16 protein-coding genes and 1 pseudogene are annotated in these 20,095 nt (G+C 70.5%); 7 read left to right on the top strand and 10 right to left on the bottom strand.

Translation table 11 applies throughout. The annotated features are described in order from the left end of the window. The first annotated feature begins 38 nt into the window (after positions 1–38). On the top strand, positions 39–1,898 hold the full coding sequence (gene dnaK / locus G3I78_RS41275) for a molecular chaperone DnaK (protein ID WP_164434573.1): 1,860 nt from the start codon (positions 39–41) through the stop codon (positions 1,896–1,898). Between the two features lie 7 nt (positions 1,899–1,905). Here the strand turns inward: dnaK and narI are convergent, their stop codons facing one another. The 6 genes from narI to G3I78_RS41245 form a co-directional block, all read right to left on the bottom strand. After that, positions 1,906–2,628 carry a respiratory nitrate reductase subunit gamma gene (gene narI / locus G3I78_RS41270; RefSeq protein ID WP_164434571.1) on the bottom strand — a complete coding sequence of 241 codons (723 nt, stop codon included), beginning with the start codon at positions 2,626–2,628 and terminating at the stop codon, positions 1,906–1,908. Next, on the bottom strand, positions 2,625–3,110 hold the full coding sequence (gene narJ, locus G3I78_RS41265; RefSeq protein ID WP_164434569.1) for a nitrate reductase molybdenum cofactor assembly chaperone: 486 nt from the start codon (positions 3,108–3,110) through the stop codon (positions 2,625–2,627). Before narJ ends, narI begins: the two co-directional genes overlap by 4 nt. Continuing rightward, positions 3,110–4,714, bottom strand: coding sequence for a nitrate reductase subunit beta (gene narH, locus G3I78_RS41260; protein ID WP_164434567.1), 1,605 nt, complete (start codon positions 4,712–4,714; stop codon positions 3,110–3,112). Before narH ends, narJ begins: the two co-directional genes overlap by 1 nt. Further along, a complete protein-coding gene (locus tag G3I78_RS41255) occupies positions 4,714–8,388 on the bottom strand; it encodes a nitrate reductase subunit alpha (RefSeq protein WP_164434565.1) in 3,675 nt (1,224 codons plus the stop codon). The genes narH and G3I78_RS41255 overlap by 1 nt, the downstream gene beginning before the upstream one ends. An 81-nt stretch (positions 8,389–8,469) precedes the next feature. Then, a complete protein-coding gene (locus G3I78_RS41250) occupies positions 8,470–9,264 on the bottom strand; it encodes an SAM-dependent methyltransferase (RefSeq protein ID WP_164434564.1) in 795 nt (264 codons plus the stop codon). Between the two features lie 35 nt (positions 9,265–9,299). Then, positions 9,300–10,163: a helix-turn-helix transcriptional regulator gene (locus tag G3I78_RS41245; RefSeq protein WP_164434562.1), complete on the bottom strand. Its 864-nt coding sequence runs from the start codon at positions 10,161–10,163 to the stop codon at positions 9,300–9,302. 260 nt (positions 10,164–10,423) lie between these two features. On the opposite strand from G3I78_RS41245, the gene G3I78_RS41240 reads away from it, so the two are divergent. Then, entirely contained in the window at positions 10,424–10,849 is a 426-nt protein-coding gene (locus tag G3I78_RS41240) for a hypothetical protein (protein WP_164434560.1), read from the top strand. Here the strand turns inward: G3I78_RS41240 and G3I78_RS41235 are convergent. Beyond that, positions 10,831–11,655 carry a helix-turn-helix transcriptional regulator gene (locus tag G3I78_RS41235; protein WP_164434558.1) on the bottom strand — a complete coding sequence of 275 codons (825 nt, stop codon included), beginning with the start codon at positions 11,653–11,655 and terminating at the stop codon, positions 10,831–10,833. The two genes, G3I78_RS41240 and G3I78_RS41235, sit on opposite strands and share 19 nt — an antisense overlap. 180 nt (positions 11,656–11,835) lie before the next feature. Here G3I78_RS41235 and G3I78_RS41230 point away from each other — a divergent pair. The 3 genes and pseudogenes from G3I78_RS41230 to G3I78_RS41220 form a co-directional block, all read left to right on the top strand. After that, positions 11,836–12,195, top strand: a pseudogene (locus G3I78_RS41230) (ADP-ribosylglycohydrolase family protein); the annotation flags it as partial. A gap of 85 nt (positions 12,196–12,280) precedes the next feature. Next, a complete protein-coding gene (locus G3I78_RS41225) occupies positions 12,281–12,586 on the top strand; it encodes a 4a-hydroxytetrahydrobiopterin dehydratase (RefSeq protein WP_164434554.1) in 306 nt (101 codons plus the stop codon). Positions 12,587–12,590: 4 nt separating this feature from the next. Continuing rightward, positions 12,591–13,334 carry a class I SAM-dependent methyltransferase gene (locus G3I78_RS41220; protein ID WP_164434551.1) on the top strand — a complete coding sequence of 248 codons (744 nt, stop codon included), beginning with the start codon at positions 12,591–12,593 and terminating at the stop codon, positions 13,332–13,334. On the opposite strand, the gene G3I78_RS41215 is transcribed toward G3I78_RS41220, so the two are convergent. Both G3I78_RS41215 and G3I78_RS41210 read right to left on the bottom strand, forming a co-directional pair. Next, the gene (locus G3I78_RS41215; RefSeq protein ID WP_164434550.1) at positions 13,309–13,779 is read right to left on the bottom strand and encodes a hypothetical protein; all 471 of its coding nucleotides are present in this window, start codon (positions 13,777–13,779) and stop codon (positions 13,309–13,311) included. The genes G3I78_RS41220 and G3I78_RS41215 overlap by 26 nt on opposite strands. Next, positions 13,776–14,255: a hypothetical protein gene (locus G3I78_RS41210; protein ID WP_164434548.1), complete on the bottom strand. Its 480-nt coding sequence runs from the start codon at positions 14,253–14,255 to the stop codon at positions 13,776–13,778. The genes G3I78_RS41215 and G3I78_RS41210 overlap by 4 nt, the downstream gene beginning before the upstream one ends. A gap of 62 nt (positions 14,256–14,317) precedes the next feature. Between G3I78_RS41210 and G3I78_RS41205 the strand changes: the two genes are divergently transcribed. Then, positions 14,318–15,268 carry a YafY family protein gene (locus G3I78_RS41205; protein WP_164434546.1) on the top strand — a complete coding sequence of 317 codons (951 nt, stop codon included), beginning with the start codon at positions 14,318–14,320 and terminating at the stop codon, positions 15,266–15,268. Positions 15,269–15,312: 44 nt separating this feature from the next. Next, on the top strand, positions 15,313–17,184 hold the full coding sequence (locus G3I78_RS41200; protein WP_164434544.1) for a rhamnogalacturonan lyase: 1,872 nt from the start codon (positions 15,313–15,315) through the stop codon (positions 17,182–17,184). Between the two features lie 57 nt (positions 17,185–17,241). Here G3I78_RS41200 and G3I78_RS41195 read toward each other — a convergent pair whose 3' ends face one another. Then, the gene (locus G3I78_RS41195; RefSeq protein ID WP_164434542.1) at positions 17,242–19,905 is read right to left on the bottom strand and encodes a cellulose binding domain-containing protein; all 2,664 of its coding nucleotides are present in this window, start codon (positions 19,903–19,905) and stop codon (positions 17,242–17,244) included. Between the last annotated feature and the right edge of the window lie 190 nt (positions 19,906–20,095).

The raw sequence follows: 20,095 nt of genomic DNA, 5'->3' as shown, positions 1-20,095 counted from the left end.
GGCCTCCTGACGGAACTCCCTGGCGGAAGGGGACAGCGATGGGTCGTGCGGTCGGGATCGATCTGGGGACCACGAACTCGGTGGTGGCCGTGCTGGAAGGGGGTGAGCCCACCGTCGTCGCCAACGCGGAGGGGGCCAGGACCACACCGTCGGTCGTGGCCTTCGCCAAGAACGGCGAGGTGCTGGTCGGAGAGGTCGCCAAGCGGCAGGCCGTGACCAACGTCGAGCGCACCGCGCGCTCCGTGAAACGGTACATGGGGGACGGGAGTTGGCGTTTCCCCGACGAGGGCGCCATCGACGGCACGCGCTACCGGGCGCAGGAACTGTCCGCGCGGGTCCTGCAGAAGCTGAAGCGGGACGCCGAGTCCTATCTCGGCGAGGACGTCACCGACGCCGTGATCACCGTGCCGGCCTACTTCGACGACGCCCAGCGGCAGGCCACCAAGGAGGCCGGGGAGATCGCCGGGCTCAAGGTCCTCAGGATCATCAACGAACCCACGGCGGCGGCCCTCGCGTACGGCCTGGACCGGGGCGAGGAGCAGACGGTCCTGGTCTTCGACCTCGGTGGCGGCACCTTCGACGTGTCCCTGCTGGAGATCGGCGACGGGGTCATCGAGGTCAAGGCGACCAACGGCGACACGCATCTGGGCGGCGACGACTGGGACCAGCGGGTCGTCGAGCACCTCGTGAAGAAGTTCCAGGGGCAGTACGGCGTCGACCTCGGCAAGGACAAGATGGCGCTCCAACGGCTGCGCGAGGGCGCCGAGAAGGCCAAGATCGAGCTGTCCTCCTCGTCCGAGACCTCGATCAACCTGCCCTACATCACCGCCTCCGCCGAAGGCCCGCTGCACCTCGACGAGAAGCTGACGCGGGCTCAGTTCCAGGAGCTCACCGCCGATCTGCTCGACCGCTGCAAGACCCCCTTCCACCAGGCGGTCAAGGACGCCGGCATCAAGCTCGCCGCGATCGACCACGTGATCCTCGTCGGCGGTTCGACCCGGATGCCCGCGGTGACGGACCTGGTCAAGGAACTCACCGGCAAGGACCCGCACAAGGGGGTCAACCCGGACGAGGTGGTGGCGGTCGGCGCGGCGCTCCAGGCGGGTGTCATCCGCGGCGACGTGAAGGACGTGCTGCTGCTCGACGTCACCCCGCTGTCCCTGGGGATCGAGACCAAGGGCGGCATCATGACGAAGCTGATCGAGCGCAACACGACGATTCCCACCCGGCGTTCGGAGATCTTCACGACCGCGGCCGACAACCAGCCCTCCGTCGGCATCCAGGTCTACCAGGGAGAGCGGGAGATCGCCGCGTACAACAAGAAGCTGGGCGTCTTCGACCTCACCGGCCTGCCGCCCGCGCCCCGGGGCGTGCCCCAGATCGAGGTCGCCTTCGACATCGACGCGAACGGCATCATGCACGTCTCGGCGAAGGACCTCGCGACCGGCCGCGAACAGAAGATGACGGTGACCGGTGGCTCGGCGCTGCCCAAGGACGACATCGACCGCATGATGCGCGAGGCCGAGCAGTACGCCGAGGAGGACCACCGTCGCCGCGAGGCCGCCGAGACCCGCAACCAGGCCGAGCAACTCGTCTACCAGACCGAGAAGTTCGTCCGCGAGAACGAGGACAAGGTCCCGGCCGAGACGAAGACGGAGGTCGAGTCGGCGATCACCGACCTCAAACGCCTCCTGGCGGAGAACGCCGACACCAACACCCTCCGCGACGGCGTCGAGAAACTCGCCTCCGTCAGCCAGAGGATGGGCCAGGCCATGTATGCGGCAGCCTCCGGCGGTTCAGCGGCGGAAGAGCCGAGCACGAGCACCTCCGAGGAGGAGGGCGTGGTGGACGCGGAGATCGTGGACGAGGAGAAGGAGCAGAAGGGCGGCGCCGCCTGAGACCCCGTCAGACCCCGGTCCTCTCCCACCCCCGCCGCTCCGGCCGCGACCCCAACTGCTTGGGGTCGCGGCTGCGGTACACCACGTACGGGCGGAACAGGTACTGCACCGGGGCGCTGAACATGTGGACCAGGCGGGTGTACGGGATCAGGGCGATCAGGGTCATGCCGATGACCGCGTGGATCTCGTAGAGGACGGGGACGCCCGACATCAGGTCCGTGTCCGGTCGCAGCCTGAACAGGCTGCGGGCCCAAGGGGCGATGGACTCACGGTAGTTGTAGCCGTTGCCGGAGGCGTGGGTCAGCTTGGCGACCATGCCCATCACGATCGCGCCGAGCAGCACGAGGTACATCACCTTGTCGTTGACCGTGGTCGCCCGGAACACCGGTGCCTTCGTACGGCGGCGATAGATCAGCAGCGCGATCCCGGTCACCGTCAGCACGCCCGCCGCCGTCCCGCCGTACAGGGAGAACAGGTGGTACGTGTGCTCGCCGATGCCGAGCGACTCCGTCCAGGACATCGGGATGAACAGCCCCACGAGGTGGCCGGCGAGCACGAAGAGGATGCCGTAGTGGAAGGCGTTGGACGCGACGTTCAGCAGCTTCGACTCGTAGATCTGGGACGAGCGGGTCGTCCAGCCGTACTTGTCGTAGCGGTAACGCCAGACCAGCCCGGCGATCAGCAGCGCGATCGTGACGTACGGCAGCACGCCCCACAGGAGTGTCGTCATGAGCGCGCCCCGATCGGCAGCGCGGCGCACACCGCGTCCAGGACGGATGCGTACGGTGTGCCGAAGCCGGTGAGCCGGGAGCGGAGTTGCTCCAGTCCCTCGCGGTGCTCGGTGAGCAGGGTGGTGTCACCGGTGCGGGCCGTGAACTCCAGTACGGCGGGCAGGAAGTCGGGCAGCTCCTCGCCGGTGAACTCCAGACCGGCGGCCCGGTAGACGTCCTTGAACCGCACCAGCGACATCCCGCGCCGCCGGGTGTCCCCGTCCTGCCACCAGCTCAGATACAGACTGTGCCGGTTCTTGAAGTCGAAGACCTGGACGTAGTGCGCAGCGAGATCCTGCGCGGGCGTCACCGCCGCGTGGTCCACGAACTCCCGCAGCTGCGGCGCAGCTTCGCGCAGCAGCGGCAGCCGCGCCCGGAAGGCGTCGTCGGGATACGTCAGGCAGAGCGCCGCCGCCTGGTACAGCACTGCGTCCGAGGGCATCAGGCCTCCTCAGCGTCGTCGGTGGTCTGCCGCCTGCGCAGCGCGTGGAAGTTCTCCACCGACACCAGCGGCAGCTGTCTGCGCCCGGAGGGACCCGAGTCCTGGCCGAACGGCCCGTCGCCGCCCATCCCGGGACCGTCCTCGTAGTCGAGGCTGCATCCGTCCGGCAGCGCCGACTCCTCAAGGCGGCGCGCGTCCCCGACAGCCGCCGTCGGAATCACGTACCGGTCCTCGTACTTGGCGATCGCCAGCAGCCGGTACATCGCCTCGATCTCACCGGGCGACATGCCGACGGCGGACGCCACGGACGCGTCCGGCTCCTCGCCGAGGTTGATCGCCCGCATATGGGCGCGCATCGCGGCGAGCTTCTCCAACGAGGCCCGCACCGGCCCGACATCACCCGCGGTGAACATCTCCGCCAGGTACTCCAGCGGAATCCGCAGCGTGTCGATCGCGCCGAACAGGTTCCCCGCGTCCTCCCCGTCGTGCCCGGTCTCCGACAGCGCGTCCACGACCGGCGACAGCGGTGGGATGTACCAGACCATCGGCATGGTCCGGTACTCGGGATGCAGCGGCAGCGCCACCTTGTACTCGCTGATCAGCGCCCGGACCGGGGAGCGGCGGGCCGCCTCCATCCAGTCGTACGGGATCCCCGCCTCCTCGGCGGCCCGCTGCACGGCGGGGTCGTCCGGGTCGAGGAACACCCCCAACTGGGCTTCGTACAGCGCCTTCTCGTCCTTGACGGAGGCCGCGGCGGTCACCTTGTCGGCGTCGTAGAGGACGACTCCGAGATAGCGCAGCCGTCCCACGCACGTCTCCGAGCACACCGTCGGGAGCCCGACCTCGACGCGCGGGTAGCACATCGTGCACTTCTCTGCCTTGCCCGTGCGGTGGTTGAAGTAGACCTTCTTGTACGGGCATCCCGTCACGCACATCCGCCAGCCCCGGCACTGGTCCTGGTCGACCAGCACGATGCCGTCCTCGGCCCGCTTGTACATCGCGCCGGAGGGACAGGACGCCACGCAGGACGGGTTGAGGCAGTGCTCGCAGATGCGCGGCAGATAGAACATGAAGGACTGCTCGAACTCGAACTTCACCTTGTCCGAGGCCTGTTGGCGGGTCCGCTCCACCATCGGGTCCAGGTCGCCGTAGGCCGGGGCGCCCGCGAGGTTGTCGTCCCAGTTCGAGGACCACTCGATCTTCATCGGCTTGCCGTCGATCTGCGAGACGGGCCGTGCGACCGGGTAGTCGTCGCCGAGCGGGGCGTCGGTGAGGTTCTTGTAGTCGTAGGTCCAGGGTTCGTAGTAGTCCTTGATCTCCGGCAGCTTGGGGTTGGAGAAGATGCCGAGGAGCTTGTGGAGCCGGCCGCCCGCCTTCAGCTTGAGGGCGCCCCGCTTGTTCAGCTCCCAGCCACCGCGCCACTTGTCCTGGTCCTCGTACCGGCGCGGATACCCCTGTCCTGGCCGGGTCTCCACGTTGTTGAACCAGACGTACTCCATGCCCCGGCGGTTGGTCCACGCCTGCTTGCAGGTGACCGAGCAGGTGTGACAGCCGATGCACTTGTCGAGGTTCATCACCATCGCGATCTGGGCCATCGCTCGCATCAGTACTCGACCTCCTGGCTGCGGCGGCGGATGACCGTCACCTCGTCGCGCTGGTTGCCCGTCGGGCCCAGGTAGTTGAAGGCCCACGACAACTGGGCGTAGCCGCCGATGAGATGGGACGGCTTGAGGATGAGGCGGGTGAGCGAGTTGTGGATGCCGCCGCGCCTGCCGGTGGTCTCGGCGAGCGGCACATTGACCGTGCGCTCCTGCGCGTGGTGCATGTAGACCGTGCCGGCCGGCATCCGATGCGAGACGATCGCGCGGGCCACGACCACGCCGTTGCGGTTGACCGCCTCGATCCAGTCGTTGTCCTCGACGCCGATCGCCGACGCGTCCTGCGGGGACATCCAGATGCTCTGGCCGCCCCGGGACAGGGCCAGCATGAACAGGTTGTCCTGGTACTCGGAGTGGATGGACCACTTGTTGTGCGGGGTGAGGTAACGGACCGTCACCTCCCGCTGTCCGTCGGGGCCGAGCCGCGGTTCGCCGAACAGCCGGTTCATGTCGAGCGGCGGCCGGTACACGGGCAGTGCCTCGCCCAGTTCGTGGATCCAGTCGTGGTCCAGGAAGAAGTGCTGGCGCCCGGTGAGCGTGTGCCAGGGCTTCAGATGCTCGGTGTTGAGCGTGAAGGCCGTGTACCGCCGGCCGCCCGACTCGCTGCCCGACCACTCGGGCGAGGTGATCACCGGCACCGGAGCCGCCTGCGTGTCCGCGTAGGTGACCCGCTTGCCCTCGTGCTCGGCGGCCAGGTGGGCCATCTCCTGCCCGGTGCGCTCCTCCAGGGTGTGGAAACCCTGGGTGGCGAGGCGGCCGTTGGTGGTGCCGGACAGGGCGAGGATGGTGTTGGCCGCCTTGACCGCGGTGTCCAGCAGTGGACGGCCTTCCGGTGAGGTGCCGTTCAACTCCCGCAGGTGCTCCACCTCTTCGTCAGGTCTCAGCGCGATCCCCTTGGCGGGCAGCCCGAGTTGTTCCACCAGGGGACCCAGCGACCGGAACTTCGTCCCGATCGCCGTGTAGTCCCGCTCCACGACCGTGAGGTTCGGCATGGTCCGCCCGGGCACCGGCTCGCACTCCCCGCGCCTCCAGTCCCGTACGACCCCGCCCGGCTGTGCGGTCTCGCCCGGGGTGTCGTGCTGCAACGGCGTCGCCACCAGGTCCTTGCGGACGCCCAGGTGCACGACCGCCATCTCGCTGAGCCGGTCGGCCAGCGCCTTGAACGTGTCGAAGTCGGTGCGGGCCTGCCAGGGCGGGTCCACGGCCGGGGTGAAGGAGTGCACGTAGGGGTGCATGTCGGTGGAGGACAGGTCGTGCTTCTCGTACCAGGTCGCAGCAGGGAGGACGACGTCCGAGAGCAGGGTCGAGGAGGTCTGCCGGAAGTCCAGCGAGAGGAGCAGGTCGAGTTTTCCCTCGGGGGCCTCGTCGTGCCAGACGACATCCCGGGGACGCTCACCTTCAGAGGCTTCCTCGGCGTTGAGCGAGGAGTGCGTGCCCAGCAGATGCTTCGTGAAGTACTCCGCCCCCTTCGCCGACGAGCCGAGCAGGTTCGCCCGCCAAAGGGTCAGCACCCGGGGCCAGTTCTCCGGCGCGTCCGGGTCCTCGCACGCGAACTTCAGGGAACCGGCCCGGAGTTCGGCCACCGCCTTCGCCACCGGGTCACCGAAGACCGCGCCCAGCTCCAGCGGGTTGCGGTCGAAGGTCGGATAGGACGGCATCCAGCCCGAACGGGCCGACAGGGCAAGGCAGTCGGCGCCCGTCAGCCCCTCGAACCGGCCCTCGCCGAGCGGTGAGGACAGCACGTCCGCGGTGAAGCGGTCATAGCGCCACTGGTCGGTGTTGAGGAACCAGTACGCGGTGCCGATCATCTGCCGGGGCGGCCGGGACCAGTCCGAGGCGGCCGCGAGGGTCGCCCAGCCGGTCACCGGGCGGCACTTCTCCTGGCCGACGTAGTGCGCCCAGCCGCCGCCGTTGCGGCCCTGGCAGCCGGTGAGCTGGAGCAGGGCGAGGAAGGCGCGGTAGATCGTCTCGGAGTGGAACCAGTGGTTGGTCCCGGCGCCCATCAGGATCATGCAGCGGCCCTTGGAGCGCTCCGCGGTCCGCGCGAACTCCCTGGCGATCTTCACGCACTTGGCGGCCGGGACGGAGGTGTGCGTCTCCTGCCAGGCCGGGGTGCCCGGAGCGGAGGGATCGTCGTAGGAGGCGGGCCAGTCGCCGGGGAGGTCGGGGCGCCCGACGCCGTACTGCGCCAGCAGCAGGTCGAAGACGGTGGTGACGAGGGTGCCCCCGAGGCGGGTCGCCGGCACCCCGCGCCGCAGCACCTCGCCGCGTCCCTGGCCGTGCTCGCCGCCCTCGGTGTCGAAGCGGGGGAGCAGTACCTCGACACTGCCGGACGCCTCATGGCCGTAGAGACTCAACTGCGGCTCGATCGGCCCGAGTTCGAGGTTCCAGCGGCCTTTGCCCGACTCCGTCCAGCGGAAGCCGAGAGAGCCGTTCGGGGCGACCGCGCGACCGCTCGCCGCGTCCAGGACGACCGTCTTCCAGTCGGCGCCCTCGCTCTCCTGGCCGAGGTCCGAGGCGCGCAGGAACTTCGAGGGGACGTAGGCGCCGTCGCGTTCGGTGAGGGTGACCAGGAAGGGCAGGTCGGTGAACTTCCGTACGTAGTCCGTGAAGAACGGCGTCTCGCGGTCGACGAAGAACTCCTTGAGGACGACGTGGCCCATCGCGAGGGCGAGGGCGCCGTCCGTTCCGGGATGCGGGTGCAGCCACTCGTCGGCGAACTTGGCGTTGTCCGCGTAGTCGGGGGCGACCACCACGACCTTCTGGCCCCGGTAGCGGGCCTCCGCCATCCAGTGCGCGTCCGGGGTGCGGGTCACCGGGACGTTCGAGCCCCACATCATCAGATAGGCCGCGTCCCACCAGTCGCCCGACTCCGGCACGTCGGTCTGGTCGCCGAAGACCTGCGGGGAGGCGACGGGGAGGTCGGCGTACCAGTCGTAGAACGACAGCATCGGGGCGCCGATCAGGGAGTGGAAGCGGGCGCCCGCCGCGTGCGACACCATCGACATCGCGGGGATGGGGGAGAAGCCGGCGATGCGGTCGGGGCCGTACTCCTTGATGGTGTGGACGTGCGCGGCGGCGACGATCTCGACCGCCTCGTCCCAGGTCGCCCGGACCAACCCGCCTTTGCCACGGGCCTGTTGGTAGCGGCGGCGGCGCTCGGGGTCGGCCTGGATGTCCGCCCAGGCCAGGACCGGGTCGCCGGTGCGGGCGAGCGCCTCGCGGTACAGGTCGAGCAGGACGCCCCGGATGTAGGGGTAGCGGACCCGGGTGGGGGAGTAGGTGTACCAGGAGAAGGCGGCGCCGCGCGGGCAGCCGCGGGGCTCGTACTCGGGGCGGTCGGGGCCCACCGAGGGGTAGTCCGTCTCCTGGGTCTCCCAGGTGATGATGCCGTCCTTGACGTACACCTTCCAGCGGCACGAGCCGGTGCAGTTAACGCCGTGCGTGGAGTTCACGACCTTGTCGTGGCTCCAGCGGTCCCGGTAGAAGGCGTCCGCCTCCCGCCCGCCGGTCAGCCCGATGCTGTGCAGGTCGGGCGCGGCCGTGCCCCGCCGGAAGAACCGCCCTGCCCGCAGCAGCGCCGTGCCGGGCTCGGTCGGCGGTATCTCGGTGTCGGTCACGTGCGCTCCCTTGCTTGCCCGTGGCTCCTTCGAACCTAGGGCGGGGCGCGGGAGCGCACCCGTTCACGGCACCCGTACGGGTCAGACCTTGCGCGCGACCCCCGCGTACACCGGCACGATGCCCTCCGCCTGGGCCGCCACGTCCTCCGGCTCGGGCCGCCAGCCGTAGACGGGGATGACACCCGGGCCCAGCAGCTCCAGACCGTCGAAGAAGCGGGAGAACTCGGCGAGGGAGCGGGGGAAGAAGGGGGTGCCGCTGTTGCGGAACTGCTGGGCGGCCTTCTCGATGGCCGCGGGGCTCAGATCGGGGGTGACCTGCGAGAGGATCAGGAAGCTGCCCGGGGGGAGGGTGTCGACGTACCGCTCGACGAGCGCGTACACGTCATCGTCCAGGTAGTGGGTGAGCGCGACCAGGGACAGCGCGATCGGCTGAGTGAAGTCCAGGGACTCGCGCGCCCGGGCCAGCAGGGCCTCGACGTCACGGACGTCGGCCTCGACGTAGTCCGTGGTGCCCTCGGCGGAGCCGTGCAGCAGCGCCTGCGCGTGCCGCAGCACGATCGGGTCGTTGTCCGCGTACACCACCTTGGCCTCGGGGGCGACGGACTGCGCGACCTGGTGCAGGTTGGGCTCGGTGGGGATGCCGGTGCCGATGTCCAGGAACTGGCGGATCCCGGCCTCCGCCGCGGTGCGCACAGCCCGGGTCATGAAGCGGCGGTTGGCGCGCGCCCCGCGCAGCACCGTGCCGTCCACCTCCAGGATCCGGCGCGCCAGCGCCTCGTCCACGGGGTAGTTGTCCTTGCCGCCCAGCCACCAGTCGTAGACCCGCGCCGGGTGCGGGCGGCTCGTGTCGATTCTGGACGCGTCGGATCCGGTCATACGGTGTCTTCTCCCCTGTGTGGCGATGTCCGTGCTCAGAAGTCCTCGCGGCGCTCCCGCAGCAGCTTCTTCGTGCGCTCGGCCGACGCGGCCCGCGCCGACATGTGGTCCAGGACCTCCAGATGCGTGGCGACCTCCTGGCGGGAGTCGAGGTACAGCGCACCGGTCAGGTACTCGGTGAAGACCAGGTCGGGCAGCTCCGGCTCGGCGAAGCGGAACAGCGAGAAGGGCGCGTACGTCCCCGGGTGCGGGCCCTCCTCGAACTCGCACACCTGGAGCGTGACCCGGTCGCGCTCGGCGAACTCCAGCAGCTTGTCCAGCTGGTCGCGCATCACCTCGGTACGGATGCTCACCGGGCGGCGCAGCACCGTCTCGTCCATGATCGCCCACAGGTGGGGCGGGTTCGGGCGGTCGAGGAGCTTCTGCCGGGCCATGCGCAGGGACACGTGCCGCTCCAGCGCCTCCGGGCCGGCCTGGCCGATCGTCCCGGCCTCCATCACGGCACGCGCGTAGTCCTCGGTCTGGAGCAGACCGGGCACGAAGTGCGGCTCGTAGGAACGGATGATCCGGGCGGCGCCCTCCAGGCTCACGTACATGCTGAACCACTCGGGCAGCACGTCGTGGAACCGCTGCCACCAGCCCGGCCGGTTCGCCTCCTCGGCCAGGTCCACGAACGAGGTCACCTGGTCCGCGGGGACGCCGTACGTCTCCAGGAGCACCTGGACGTACGGGATCTTCAGCGCGACCTCGGCCATCTCCATCCGCCGTACGGTCGCCGGGGCCACCCGCAGTACCTGCGCGGCCTCCTCACGTCTGAGGCCGGCCGCCTCCCGCAGTTCCTGAAGCCGTCTGCCGAGCACCACCTGGCCCACGGTCGGCGCAGGTCGCCGCTCACTCACGCCACGCCTCCCCTACGCGTCGAAGCTTCGTGCAGTGTGCCATGTTCCGGTTGCGGTCTCACCGGTCACGACCGCTTCCTTCCTTACCTCCCGGGTAATCGACGCCGGCGCGGGCGGGCGGGAGGGTGGTGACCAGGGGTTCCGGGCCGGCGTACTCCGGCCCGGAACCCGCTCCCGCCGCCCCTCTCCCCGTTCCGCCGTGGGCCCCCGGGCCTCGGCTCCTGACCGTGACTTCCGACCTCGACGGAGGGTGATTCGTCATGTCCGCGACCCAGCTCGCCGCGCTCGCCCGGACCACCGACCCGCACACCATGCTGCGCCGCTTCCTCGCCCTGGACGCGGCGGTGACCGGGGCCAACGGCCTCGCGTATCTCACCCTGTCCGGGCCGGCCGGCCGGTTCCTGGGCGTCGGCTCCGGGCTGCTGCTCGGACTCGGACTCCTCCTCCTGTCGTACGGCGTCGGCGTCGGCGTCCTCGCCTCGCGCGGCCGTCCGCCGGCGCTCGCCGTACGCGCTGTCGTCGAGGTCAACCTCGCCTGGGCCGTGCTCAGTTGTGCCGCCCTCGGCCTGTGGCTGTCCCCGAGCACGGCCGGTGCCGTGTGGACCGTGCTCCAGGCGGCCGTCGTCGCCGGTTTCGCACTGGTCCAGTACATCGCCCTGAGGGAGCGTCAGGGCAGCAGTGAATGAAGGTACTTGACCGTCGCCGGGTCGGCCGGGAGGAACGTCTCGATGGCCAGCTCGGCGACGGTCACGTCCATCGGGGTGTTGAAGGTGGAGGTCGACGAGACGAACGACAGGGTCCGGCCCTCGTGCTCGATCCGCATCGGCAGCGCGAAGTACGGCGCGGGCCCGTCCGGTTCGCGGTCCGTGTCCCCGGGGTCCGGCACCGGATAGGCCGCCACCTCCTCGTACAGCTCCCGCAGTTGATCCGACCGGCCCAGGGCGATCTGCCGCTCCATCTGCTCAAGCAGGTGACCGCGCCACTCCCGCAGGTTGCGGATGCGCGGTGCGAGGCCCTCCGGGTGCAGGGTGAGCCGCATGGTGTTGATCGGGGGCCGGAGCAGGGACTCCGGGATGCCGTCGAGGAGCATCATGATGCCCCGGTTCGCGGCCACGACGTGGTACGAGGCGTCGAAGACCAGCGCGGGGTAGGGCTCGTACCCCTGGATCAGCCGCTCGATCCCCTCGCGCACCGCGTCCAGCGCCGGGGCGTCCAGCGGGGTCTCCGGGAACCGCGGTGCGTAACCGGCGGCGAGCAGCAGCGCGTTGCGTTCCCGCACCGGGACCTCCAGATGCTCGGCGAGCCGCAGCACCATCTCCTCGCTCGGGCGGGACCGGCCCGTCTCGACGAAGCTGATGTGCCGCGCCGACGAGTCCGCCCGCAGCGCCAACTCCAGCTGGCTGACCCGCCGTTGCTCACGCCAGGCGCGCAGGAGGGGGCCCGCTCCCTGGGCGGCGGCGGGAGGGGCTTCACCTGACGGGACACTGGTCATACGTACGACCGTAGTCGAGGAGCGGGCGCATGAACGGGCCGTGGGCGAGCGAGAGCGCGGCGGTCCACCGCGCCAGGGTGCGGGGCTGTCTGCTGGACGGCGCACTGGGGGACGCCCCTCGGCTATCCGATCGAGTTCACCTCCCTGGACCGGATCTGTCAGATGCACGGACGGCACGGGATGGCCCGCCACCCCGGCCACGAGGAGACGATGTCCGCCCTCGAACAGGCTGTCGACCTGGCCGCCGGGAAGCCGCCGACCCCGCAGAAGGTCGAGTCCCTGGGCGCGGGCTGGGTCGCCGAGCAGGCGCTCGCCGTCGGCGTCTACAGCGCACTGGCCGCCGGCAGCGTCGAACAGGCGCTGCTGCTGTCCGTCAACCACTCCGGGGACAGCGACTCCACCGGCTCCGTCTGCGGCAACCTCCTCGGCGCCCTGCACGGCGACGTCGGCCTGCCGCACGCGTGGGTCCGGCAGGTCGAGGGCCGGGCCAGGATCGCCGTGCTCGCCGATGACCTTGCCGCCGAAGGTGTCCGCGCCTGACCAGCGGGAACCCTCCTGACCAGGGCCGCGGCGGCACCGCTGTGGGACTCTGAAGACACCCCGACCCGCAGGGAGGAACGAGGCCATGCCCGTCCAACCGCTGTCCCAGAAGGAGATCGAGGACCGGCTCGCGGAACTGCCGGGCTGGTCCGTCGACGACGGCCGGCTCACCCGCTCGTACCGCCTCGGCAACCACTTCGCCGCGACCGCGATGGTCGTGCACATCGCCCAGGTCCAGGAGGAGCTCGACCACCACTCCGACCTCACCCTCGGCTACAACACGGTCGCGCTGTCCGTGCACACGCACAGCGCGGGCGGCAGCGTCACCGAGAAGGACTTCGAGCTCGCGCAGCGGGTGGAGGCGCTCGCCGCCGGTCACGGAGCCCAGTGAGCCGGTGCTCGACTACGACAAGGAGGCCGACGCCTACGACGCCACCCGCGGCGGCGAACCCAGGGCCGCCGCCGCTGCCGACGCCCTGCTCGGCCTGATCCCGTCCGGCACCGGGCGCCTCCTCGACGTGGCCTGCGGCACCGGGATCGTCACCCGCAGGCTCGCCGCCGCCCGGCCCGCGATCCGGGTGACCGGCGCCGACCTGACGTACGGCATGGCCCGCGTGGCCGCCGTACGGCTGCCCGGCACTGTCGTCCTCGCCGACAGCCGCGCACTGCCGTTCCCCGACGGCACCTTCGACGCCGTCACCAGTGTCTGGCTGCTGCACCTCCTGGACCGGCCCGAGGACGTCCGGGCCGTGGTCGCCGAGTGCGCCCGGGTGCTGAGACCCGGCGGGGTGTACGTCACCACCGTCGACAAGGCCGCCGCCCACGACGTCGGCAGCGACATCGACGAGGTGCTCGCCGCACGCCCGCGCCGCCCGGCCCCCGACGCGGCGCCGCTCGTGGAGTCGTACGCCGCCGCGCACGGCCTGCGCCCGGCCGGGCGGGCCCGCTTCCCGGGCCGCGGTCAGGGCCGCAGCCCCCGGCGTACGGCCGCCGACCTGCGCCGCGGCTGGTTCACCCGGCTGCCGCCCGGCGACCCGCTCACCGAACGGTTCGCCGCCCGCGTCGAGGCCCTCGCGGACCAGGAACTCCCGCGCGCCGAACCGGTGTTCAGGGTCAGGGCGTTCCGGAAGGCCGGCTGAAGTCCATGGTCCAGTTGGTCACCCAGGTCGCCCCGCCGTCGACGGAGAAGGCCTGCTCCCAGTGGGCCCTCTCGGCGGACATGCCGGCCCACACGAACCGCACCCGCACCTCCTTGCCGTCGTGGGTGTCGTCACCGTGGAACTCACCGCGTCCGCCCTCGAACCGCCCGACCACCGGCGGGAACAGCTTTCCGCTGCGGCTCGCCGCCCAGTTCAGCGACCACTGCCCGGTCTCCCGGTCGAAGAGCCGCAGGGTCGCGCCCTGCGCGCCGAGATACGGCATGTCGATCTCGTCGACGTTCGCGGCCCCGTCGAACAGCGGCCAGCAGCGGCTCGTGGCCGCGAACTCCTCCCAACCGCTGTCCGGGTCGAGGAAGTCGGTGCGGCGCCGGTTCGTCACCGCCCACTCCCCGTGGAAGAAGTCGAAGTCGTGCGGGCTGCTCATGAGCGCTCTCCAGTGGTCCCCGCGGGCAGGGAGTCGGCCAAGTAGGCGGCGAGGTCCGGGACTTCGGGTGTGAGCAGGTGCCGTACCCAGGCGTTCCGCTCGTGCAGGATCGGCGGCAGCTCGAACACGCAGCCGATCCAGGGCAGTTCGGGCCGGACGAAGTGGGTCGGGTCGGTGTCGGGGCAGCCCAGCACCGGCTGGCCCGCCGACGCGCCCCGGAAGTGCAGGACGTTGTCCCAGACCCAGCTGTACGCGTTCAGGTAGGCGCCGTCGTCGTTGCCGCGGTGCAGGACGACGAAAGTCGCGGCCGGGGTGCCGTCCGGCTCCGGCAGCAGCTCCGGAAGGATCTCGTACGCCGCCTTCTCGACGTCGGGCGCGATGCCGGCCGGGTCGGCGGTGACGTGGTAGCGCTTGATGTGCCGCCCGGCGACCTCGATAGGAGGGGGCACGGTCAGAAGTTTCTCGGTGAAGCCCATGGCGGGACGCTAGGCCCGCTCCACTGACATCTTCTGTCAGTGGAGTCTGGGATTCTGGAGCGGTGAAGGCCGGCCGACTCGTCTCGATCCTCCTCCTGCTCCAGACCCGGGGCCGGATGACCGCCGCCCAGCTCGCCGAGGAGCTGGAGGTGTCCGTGCGCACCGTCTACCGGGACGTCGAGGCGCTGGGCGCGGCGGGCGTCCCGCTCTACGGCGACGCGGGCCACGCCGGCGGCTACCGCCTGCTCGACGGCTACCGCACCCGGCTGACCGGCCTCACCGCGGACGAGGCGGAGGCCCTGTTCCTCGCCGGGGCCCCCGGGGCCGCCGCCGAGCTGGGCCTCGGCTCGGTCCTCGCCGCCGCCCAGCTGAAGGTGCGGGCCGCGCTGCCGGTGGAGCTGCGGGTACACGCCGACCGGATCAGCGGACGCTTCCACCTGGACGCCCCCGGGTGGTACGCGCGGACCGAGGAGGCGCCGTTCCTGCCGGCCGTGGCGGACGCGGTGTGGAACAGCCGGGTGCTGGAGGTGCTGTACCGCCGCTGGGCCGAACCGACCGATGTACGGCGGCGGTTGGAGCCGTACGGACTGGTCCTGAAGGCGGGGCGGTGGTACGTCGTCGCGGGCCCGGGACCGCGCACCTTCCGGGTCGACCAGATCCTCGAACTCACCTCCTGCGGCGAGGAGTTCGGCCGCCCCGAGGGCTTCGACCTGGCCGCGTACTGGACGGCCTACCAGAGGGACTTCCACGACCGGCTCCACCGGGGCGAGGCGGTCGTACGCCTCGCCCCGGACGTGCGGCTGCCGGAGGCGGCCGTGGAGCGCACGGACCCCGACGGCTGGAGCGTGGCCCGTGTCCCCATCGAGTCCGTGGCGCGGGCGCATGGCGAATTCCTGCGCCTGGGCACGGACATCGAGGTCCTGGAACCCGCCGAGCTGCGCGGACTGATGGCCCGAACGATCGCCGAACTGGCCGAAAGATACGGCAACTCGCCCTCCCCGAGCGGCGACTGAGTGGGCGGAACCCGTCCGTCCTCTCTGCTTCGGAGGTTCACCCCGTGCAGCACCCGCACCCGCACCGCAGACGCCGAGTCCTGCTCTCGGCGACGACCGCCGTCGCGGCCCTGGTGGCCGCCGGTCTGACCGCGTTGTCGCCCGGCACGGCCGAGGCGGCCACCGCCCGCCAGGTCGAGAAGCTCGACCGGGGCGTCGTCAGCGTCCACACCGACGCCGGCAACCTGGTCAGCTGGCGCTGGCTCGGCACCGACCCCAACGACGTCTCGTTCAACGTCTACCGCGCCGGTACGAAGGTCAACTCGACCCCGGTCAGCGGCTCCACGAACTACTTCCACTCCGGCGCGCCCGCCCAGGCCGACTACACGGTCCGCGCGATCGTCGGCGGGGTCGAGCAGGCCGACTCGGTCCACGCGGTCCAACTCCGCACCGGATACAAGGACGTTCCGATCAGCCCGCCGTCCGGCGGCACGACCCCCGACGGGGTGGCCTACACCTACGAGGCCAACGACGCCTCCGTCGCCGACCTCGACGGCGACGGGGCACTGGACTTCGTCCTCAAGTGGCAGCCGACCAACCAGAAGGACAACTCCCAGTCCGGCTACACCGGCAACACGATCCTCGACGGCGTCAAGCTCGACGGCACCCGCCTCTGGCGCATCGACCTGGGCCGCAACATCCGCTCCGGCGCGCACTACACGCAGTTCCAGGCGTACGACTACGACGGCGACGGCAAGGCCGAGATCGCCATGAAGACGGCCGACGGCACGGTCGACGGGACGGGCGCGGTGATCGGCAGCTCCTCGGCCGACTACCGCAACTCCAGCGGCTATGTCCTGTCCGGCCCCGAGTACCTGACCATGTTCAACGGCCAGACCGGCAAGGCGATGCAGAGCGTGGACTACGTCCCGGCGCGCGGCACGGTGTCGTCGTGGGGCGACTCGTACGGCAACCGCGTCGACCGCTTCCTGGCGGGCACGGCGTACCTGGACGGGGCCCGGCCGTCCCTGATCATGGCCCGCGGCTACTACACCCGCACGGTGATCGCGGCCTGGGACTGGCGGAACGGCACCTTCACCCGCCGCTGGACCTTCGACACCAACTCCTCGACGAACAGCGGCAAGGGGTACGACGGCCAGGGCTCGCACAGTCTGTCCGTCGGGGACGTGGACAACGACGGCAAGGACGAGATCGTCTACGGCGCGATGGCGGTCGACGACAACGGCAACGGGCTGTGGACCACGAGGACGGGCCACGGCGACGCCCAGCACCTCGGCGACCTCGACCCCGCCCACGCGGGCCTGGAGTACTTCAAGGTCTCGGAGTCGACGTCCCAGCCGGCGGAGCTGTACATCAACCCGGCGAACGGCACGGTCAATTGGAAACTGGCCGCGTGCTGCGACAACGGCCGCGGAGTCGCCGGTGACATCTGGGCCGGGAACGACGGCGCCGAGGTCTGGTCCGCCTCCGACTCCTCGATCCGCGACGAGGCGGGCGCCACGAAGGGCCGCGAGCCGTCCTCCGTCAACTTCCTGTCCTGGTGGGACGGCGACCCGGTCCGCGAACTCCTCGACGGCACCCACATCGACAAGTACGGCACCTCCTCGGACACCCGTCTCCTGACCGCCTCCGGCGTCCACTCCAACAACAGCACCAAGGCCACCCCGTCCCTCTCCGGCGACATCCTCGGCGACTGGCGCGAGGAGGCCGTCTGGCCCACCTCCGACAACACGGCCCTCAGGATCTACTCGACCCCCGTCGAGACGACGACGAAGATCACCACCCTCCTCCACGACACGATGTACCGCACCGGCCTGGCCTGGCAGAACACCGCCTACAACCAGCCCCCGCACCCGAGCTTCTTCATCGGCAACGGGATGCCTACGGCGCCTCGGCCGACGGTGTACACACCCTGACGCGGACACGGGGAGGCCCCGCCCGGTGATCCCGGGCGGGGCGTCTTCGCGCGCGGTTCAGCTCACCGTGCAGCTCTGATCGCCCACCTTGAACACCGCTGGCTTCCCGTTCGTCCCCGACCAACTCCCCGTGAACCCGAAGCCCACCGACGAGCCCGCCGCCACGTTGGCGTTCCAGGTGACGTTCTTGGCCGTCGCCGCCGCACCCGACTGCGAGGTCTCCGCGTTCCAGGTCTGGCTGATCGTCTGGCCGTTGGGGAAGGACCAGGCAAGTGACCAGCCGTTCCAGGGACTTGAGCCCGTGTTGGTCAGCTGGACGTCGGCCTGGAAGCCGCCGGTCCACTGGTTGGTGATCTTGTAGGTGACCGCGCAGGCACCCGTGGGAGGCGGGTCCGTCGGGTCGGTGCCGCCGCCTCCGCCGCCGCTCGTGTCGGAGCTGTCGCCGTAGACGACACCCCGGCCGTTCGTCGAGACGTACACACGGCCGTAGACGCGGGGGTCGCCCGTGATGGCCGCGCCGGTCCAACCCCACTGGTGGGCGTCGTCGTTGATGCGGGCCCAGGTCGCGCCCTTGTCCGTGGAGCGGAAGATGCCACGGACCCCGCCGATCTTCGCGCTGGTGTAGAGCGCCTGGTACGACGCCCCCGTCGCCGCCTTCCCGAAGCCGATCGAGTCGGCCTGGTCGACGTTCGACAGCTTCGTCCAGCTCGCACCGGAGTCCGTGGAGTGCCACAGCCCGTACGCCCCGTCGGAAGCCCCGCCCGCCAGCCACACATCGCCCTTCACCCCGGGCAGCGCCTTGAAGCGGACGCTGTCACCGCTCGGCAACCCCGTCGCCGCCGACGCCGTGAAGCTCGCGCCGCCGTTCGTACTGACGTAGAACTTCCCGGACTTGAAGCCGTAGAAGGTCCCCGGGTCCACCCGGTCCGACTCCACGATCGCGCCCGCCGGTATCCCGCTCGACGCCGACCACGACGAGCCGAACCCCGTCGCGTACTGCACCCCCGTGCCGGCCGGACTCCACACGAACCGGCTGCCGTCGGAAGCCGCGGCCACCGTGCCGCCGCCGCTCACGCCCGAGGGGTCCGTCCCCGCGAACCAGTTGGCCCCGTTGTCCGTCGAGAAGGCGATGTGCGGCCCCGAGTCCAGATCGCCCACCCGGACCACCGTGTTGGAGTTGGTCTCGGCGAAGTCGAGACTGGTCGTCGTGGTGAAGTTCGGTGAAGTGAACATCATCGACGGGACCTTGGCGAGGTCCGTGTGCCGGAACCCGCCCACGTCACCGAGGGCGCTCAGCAGCGGGGCCCCCGAGGGCGGTGACGCCAGGTCGTTGACCGCCGTCTCCTCCAGGCCCTGCACCATCGGCTTGATGGTGAACTGGCCGCCGGAGTCCCAGTTCGTGAGGTTCTCGGTGCCGTAGACGGTCGCCCCCGTCCCGTACATCATCCGGTCGGAGTTGAACGGGTCGATCTCCAACGCCTCGGTCATCCACCCGAGTTTGGGCGTCTGCTCGGGCGGCGACGGGTTCGCGCCCCAGGTCAGCCAGGGCGACGACGAGACGTCCATCGTGTAGCGGTTGGCGCGGTTGGGGTACGACGTGTAGTCCCACGCCTTCGTCCAGGTCGCCCCGCTGTCCGTGGAGCGGAAGATCTGGGTGTCCGGCCACCAGGAGCTGTACGCGGTGGCCATGACCGTGCCGGGCTTCTGCCGGTCCACCGTCAGCCCGCTGAAGCCGTAGTAGGTGTCCGCCTCCGCGACCGGGCTGATGTTCGTCCAGGTCCCGGTCGCCGTCGCGTACCGCCACAACTGGCCCTTGCCGCCGTCGTACGGCCCGCCCTTGTCGCTGTAGGAGAGATACAGATAGCCGTTGACCGGGTCCAGCACGCCCTTGTGTGCGAGGTACCCCGTCGGCTGCCCGGCGAGCCGGCTCCAGGTCGCGCCGCCGTCCGTCGACCGGTACACCGAGTTCTGGAGGTCGGCGACCCCGACGTACACCGTCTGCGTCGCGCTCCCGGACGTGCCCGTCCGCTCGTCGAAGGTGACCCAGACGACGCCCTGGTTGTCACTGGCGTAGCCGCTGGTGTCGCTCGGATCCTGCTGGTAGTTGCCGACGTTGGGGAAGTTCGCCACCTGCGCCCAGCTGACCCCTGAGTCGGTCGACCGCCACAGCCCCTTGCCGCTGGGCGCCCCCAGATACAGCACGCTGTTCTTGTTCGGGTCGATCGCCAGCCGCTCGCCCATGCCCCGCCCCGGCATGTTCCCGCCGAGCTTGAAGGGCAGGTCGGTCCGCTGCCAGCTCGCCCCCCGGTTCGACGACCGCATGACCGCGCCGTTCTTCGGGTCCCAGCTGTTCGTGTACGTCCCGACGGCCGCGTACACCTTGTTCGGGTCCACGGAGTCCGAGGCCAGACCGACGACACCCGTGTGCCCCCAGTCGTCCCAGCCGACCGAGTCCAGCAGCGGCGTCCAGGTCTTCGACGACTCCTGCCAGCGATAGGCCCCGCCGATGTCCGTGCGGGCGTACGCCAGGTTCTTCTCCTTGCGGTTGAACACGATCCCGGGGACGAATCCGCCCCCGTCGATCCGGGCGTTTTTCCACGTGTACGTGTCGGCGGCGAGCGCGACCTTCGCGGTGCCGTCGGCCGCCAGCGCCGGCGGGGTACCGGCGAGCAGCCCGGCCGCGAGCGCGAGCACGGCCGTGAGAATGCGGGTTCTTCGCACGGGGGGAGTCCTTTCCGGAAAGGGGGAGAGAGCGTGGGGGGTAAGCGCTTTCCGTACGGTGCGAGAGGTGCCGGGCGACCCCCAGTGCGGGAGGGGGCCGCCCGGCAGTTCGGCCCCGCCGTCAGGTGACGGGGCCTCGTACGCGGAGGCTTTCAGGCGGTTCCGGGGAGGGCCGTGCACTGTCGCGTCC

It is taken from the genome of Streptomyces sp. SID13726 (assembly GCF_010548375.1).
Taxonomy (GTDB): Bacteria; Actinomycetota; Actinomycetes; order Streptomycetales; family Streptomycetaceae; genus Streptomyces.
This window is presented reverse-complemented; position numbering and strand designations above follow the sequence as displayed.

What these genes read in the sequence shown, in the direction of transcription:
- dnaK (WP_164434573.1), top strand. Translation starts at nt 39, where the DNA reads ATGGGTCGTGCGGTCGGGATCGATCTGGGGACCACGAACTCGGTGGTG.
- narI (WP_164434571.1), bottom strand. Translation starts at nt 2,628, where the DNA reads ATGACGACACTCCTGTGGGGCGTGCTGCCGTACGTCACGATCGCGCTG.
- narJ (WP_164434569.1), bottom strand. Translation starts at nt 3,110, where the DNA reads ATGCCCTCGGACGCAGTGCTGTACCAGGCGGCGGCGCTCTGCCTGACG.
- narH (WP_164434567.1), bottom strand. Translation starts at nt 4,714, where the DNA reads ATGCGAGCGATGGCCCAGATCGCGATGGTGATGAACCTCGACAAGTGC.
- G3I78_RS41250 (WP_164434564.1), bottom strand. Translation starts at nt 9,264, where the DNA reads ATGACCGGATCCGACGCGTCCAGAATCGACACGAGCCGCCCGCACCCG.
- G3I78_RS41240 (WP_164434560.1), top strand. Translation starts at nt 10,424, where the DNA reads ATGTCCGCGACCCAGCTCGCCGCGCTCGCCCGGACCACCGACCCGCAC.
- G3I78_RS41235 (WP_164434558.1), bottom strand. Translation starts at nt 11,655, where the DNA reads ATGACCAGTGTCCCGTCAGGTGAAGCCCCTCCCGCCGCCGCCCAGGGA.
- G3I78_RS41225 (WP_164434554.1), top strand. Translation starts at nt 12,281, where the DNA reads ATGCCCGTCCAACCGCTGTCCCAGAAGGAGATCGAGGACCGGCTCGCG.
- G3I78_RS41215 (WP_164434550.1), bottom strand. Translation starts at nt 13,779, where the DNA reads ATGAGCAGCCCGCACGACTTCGACTTCTTCCACGGGGAGTGGGCGGTG.
- G3I78_RS41210 (WP_164434548.1), bottom strand. Translation starts at nt 14,255, where the DNA reads ATGGGCTTCACCGAGAAACTTCTGACCGTGCCCCCTCCTATCGAGGTC.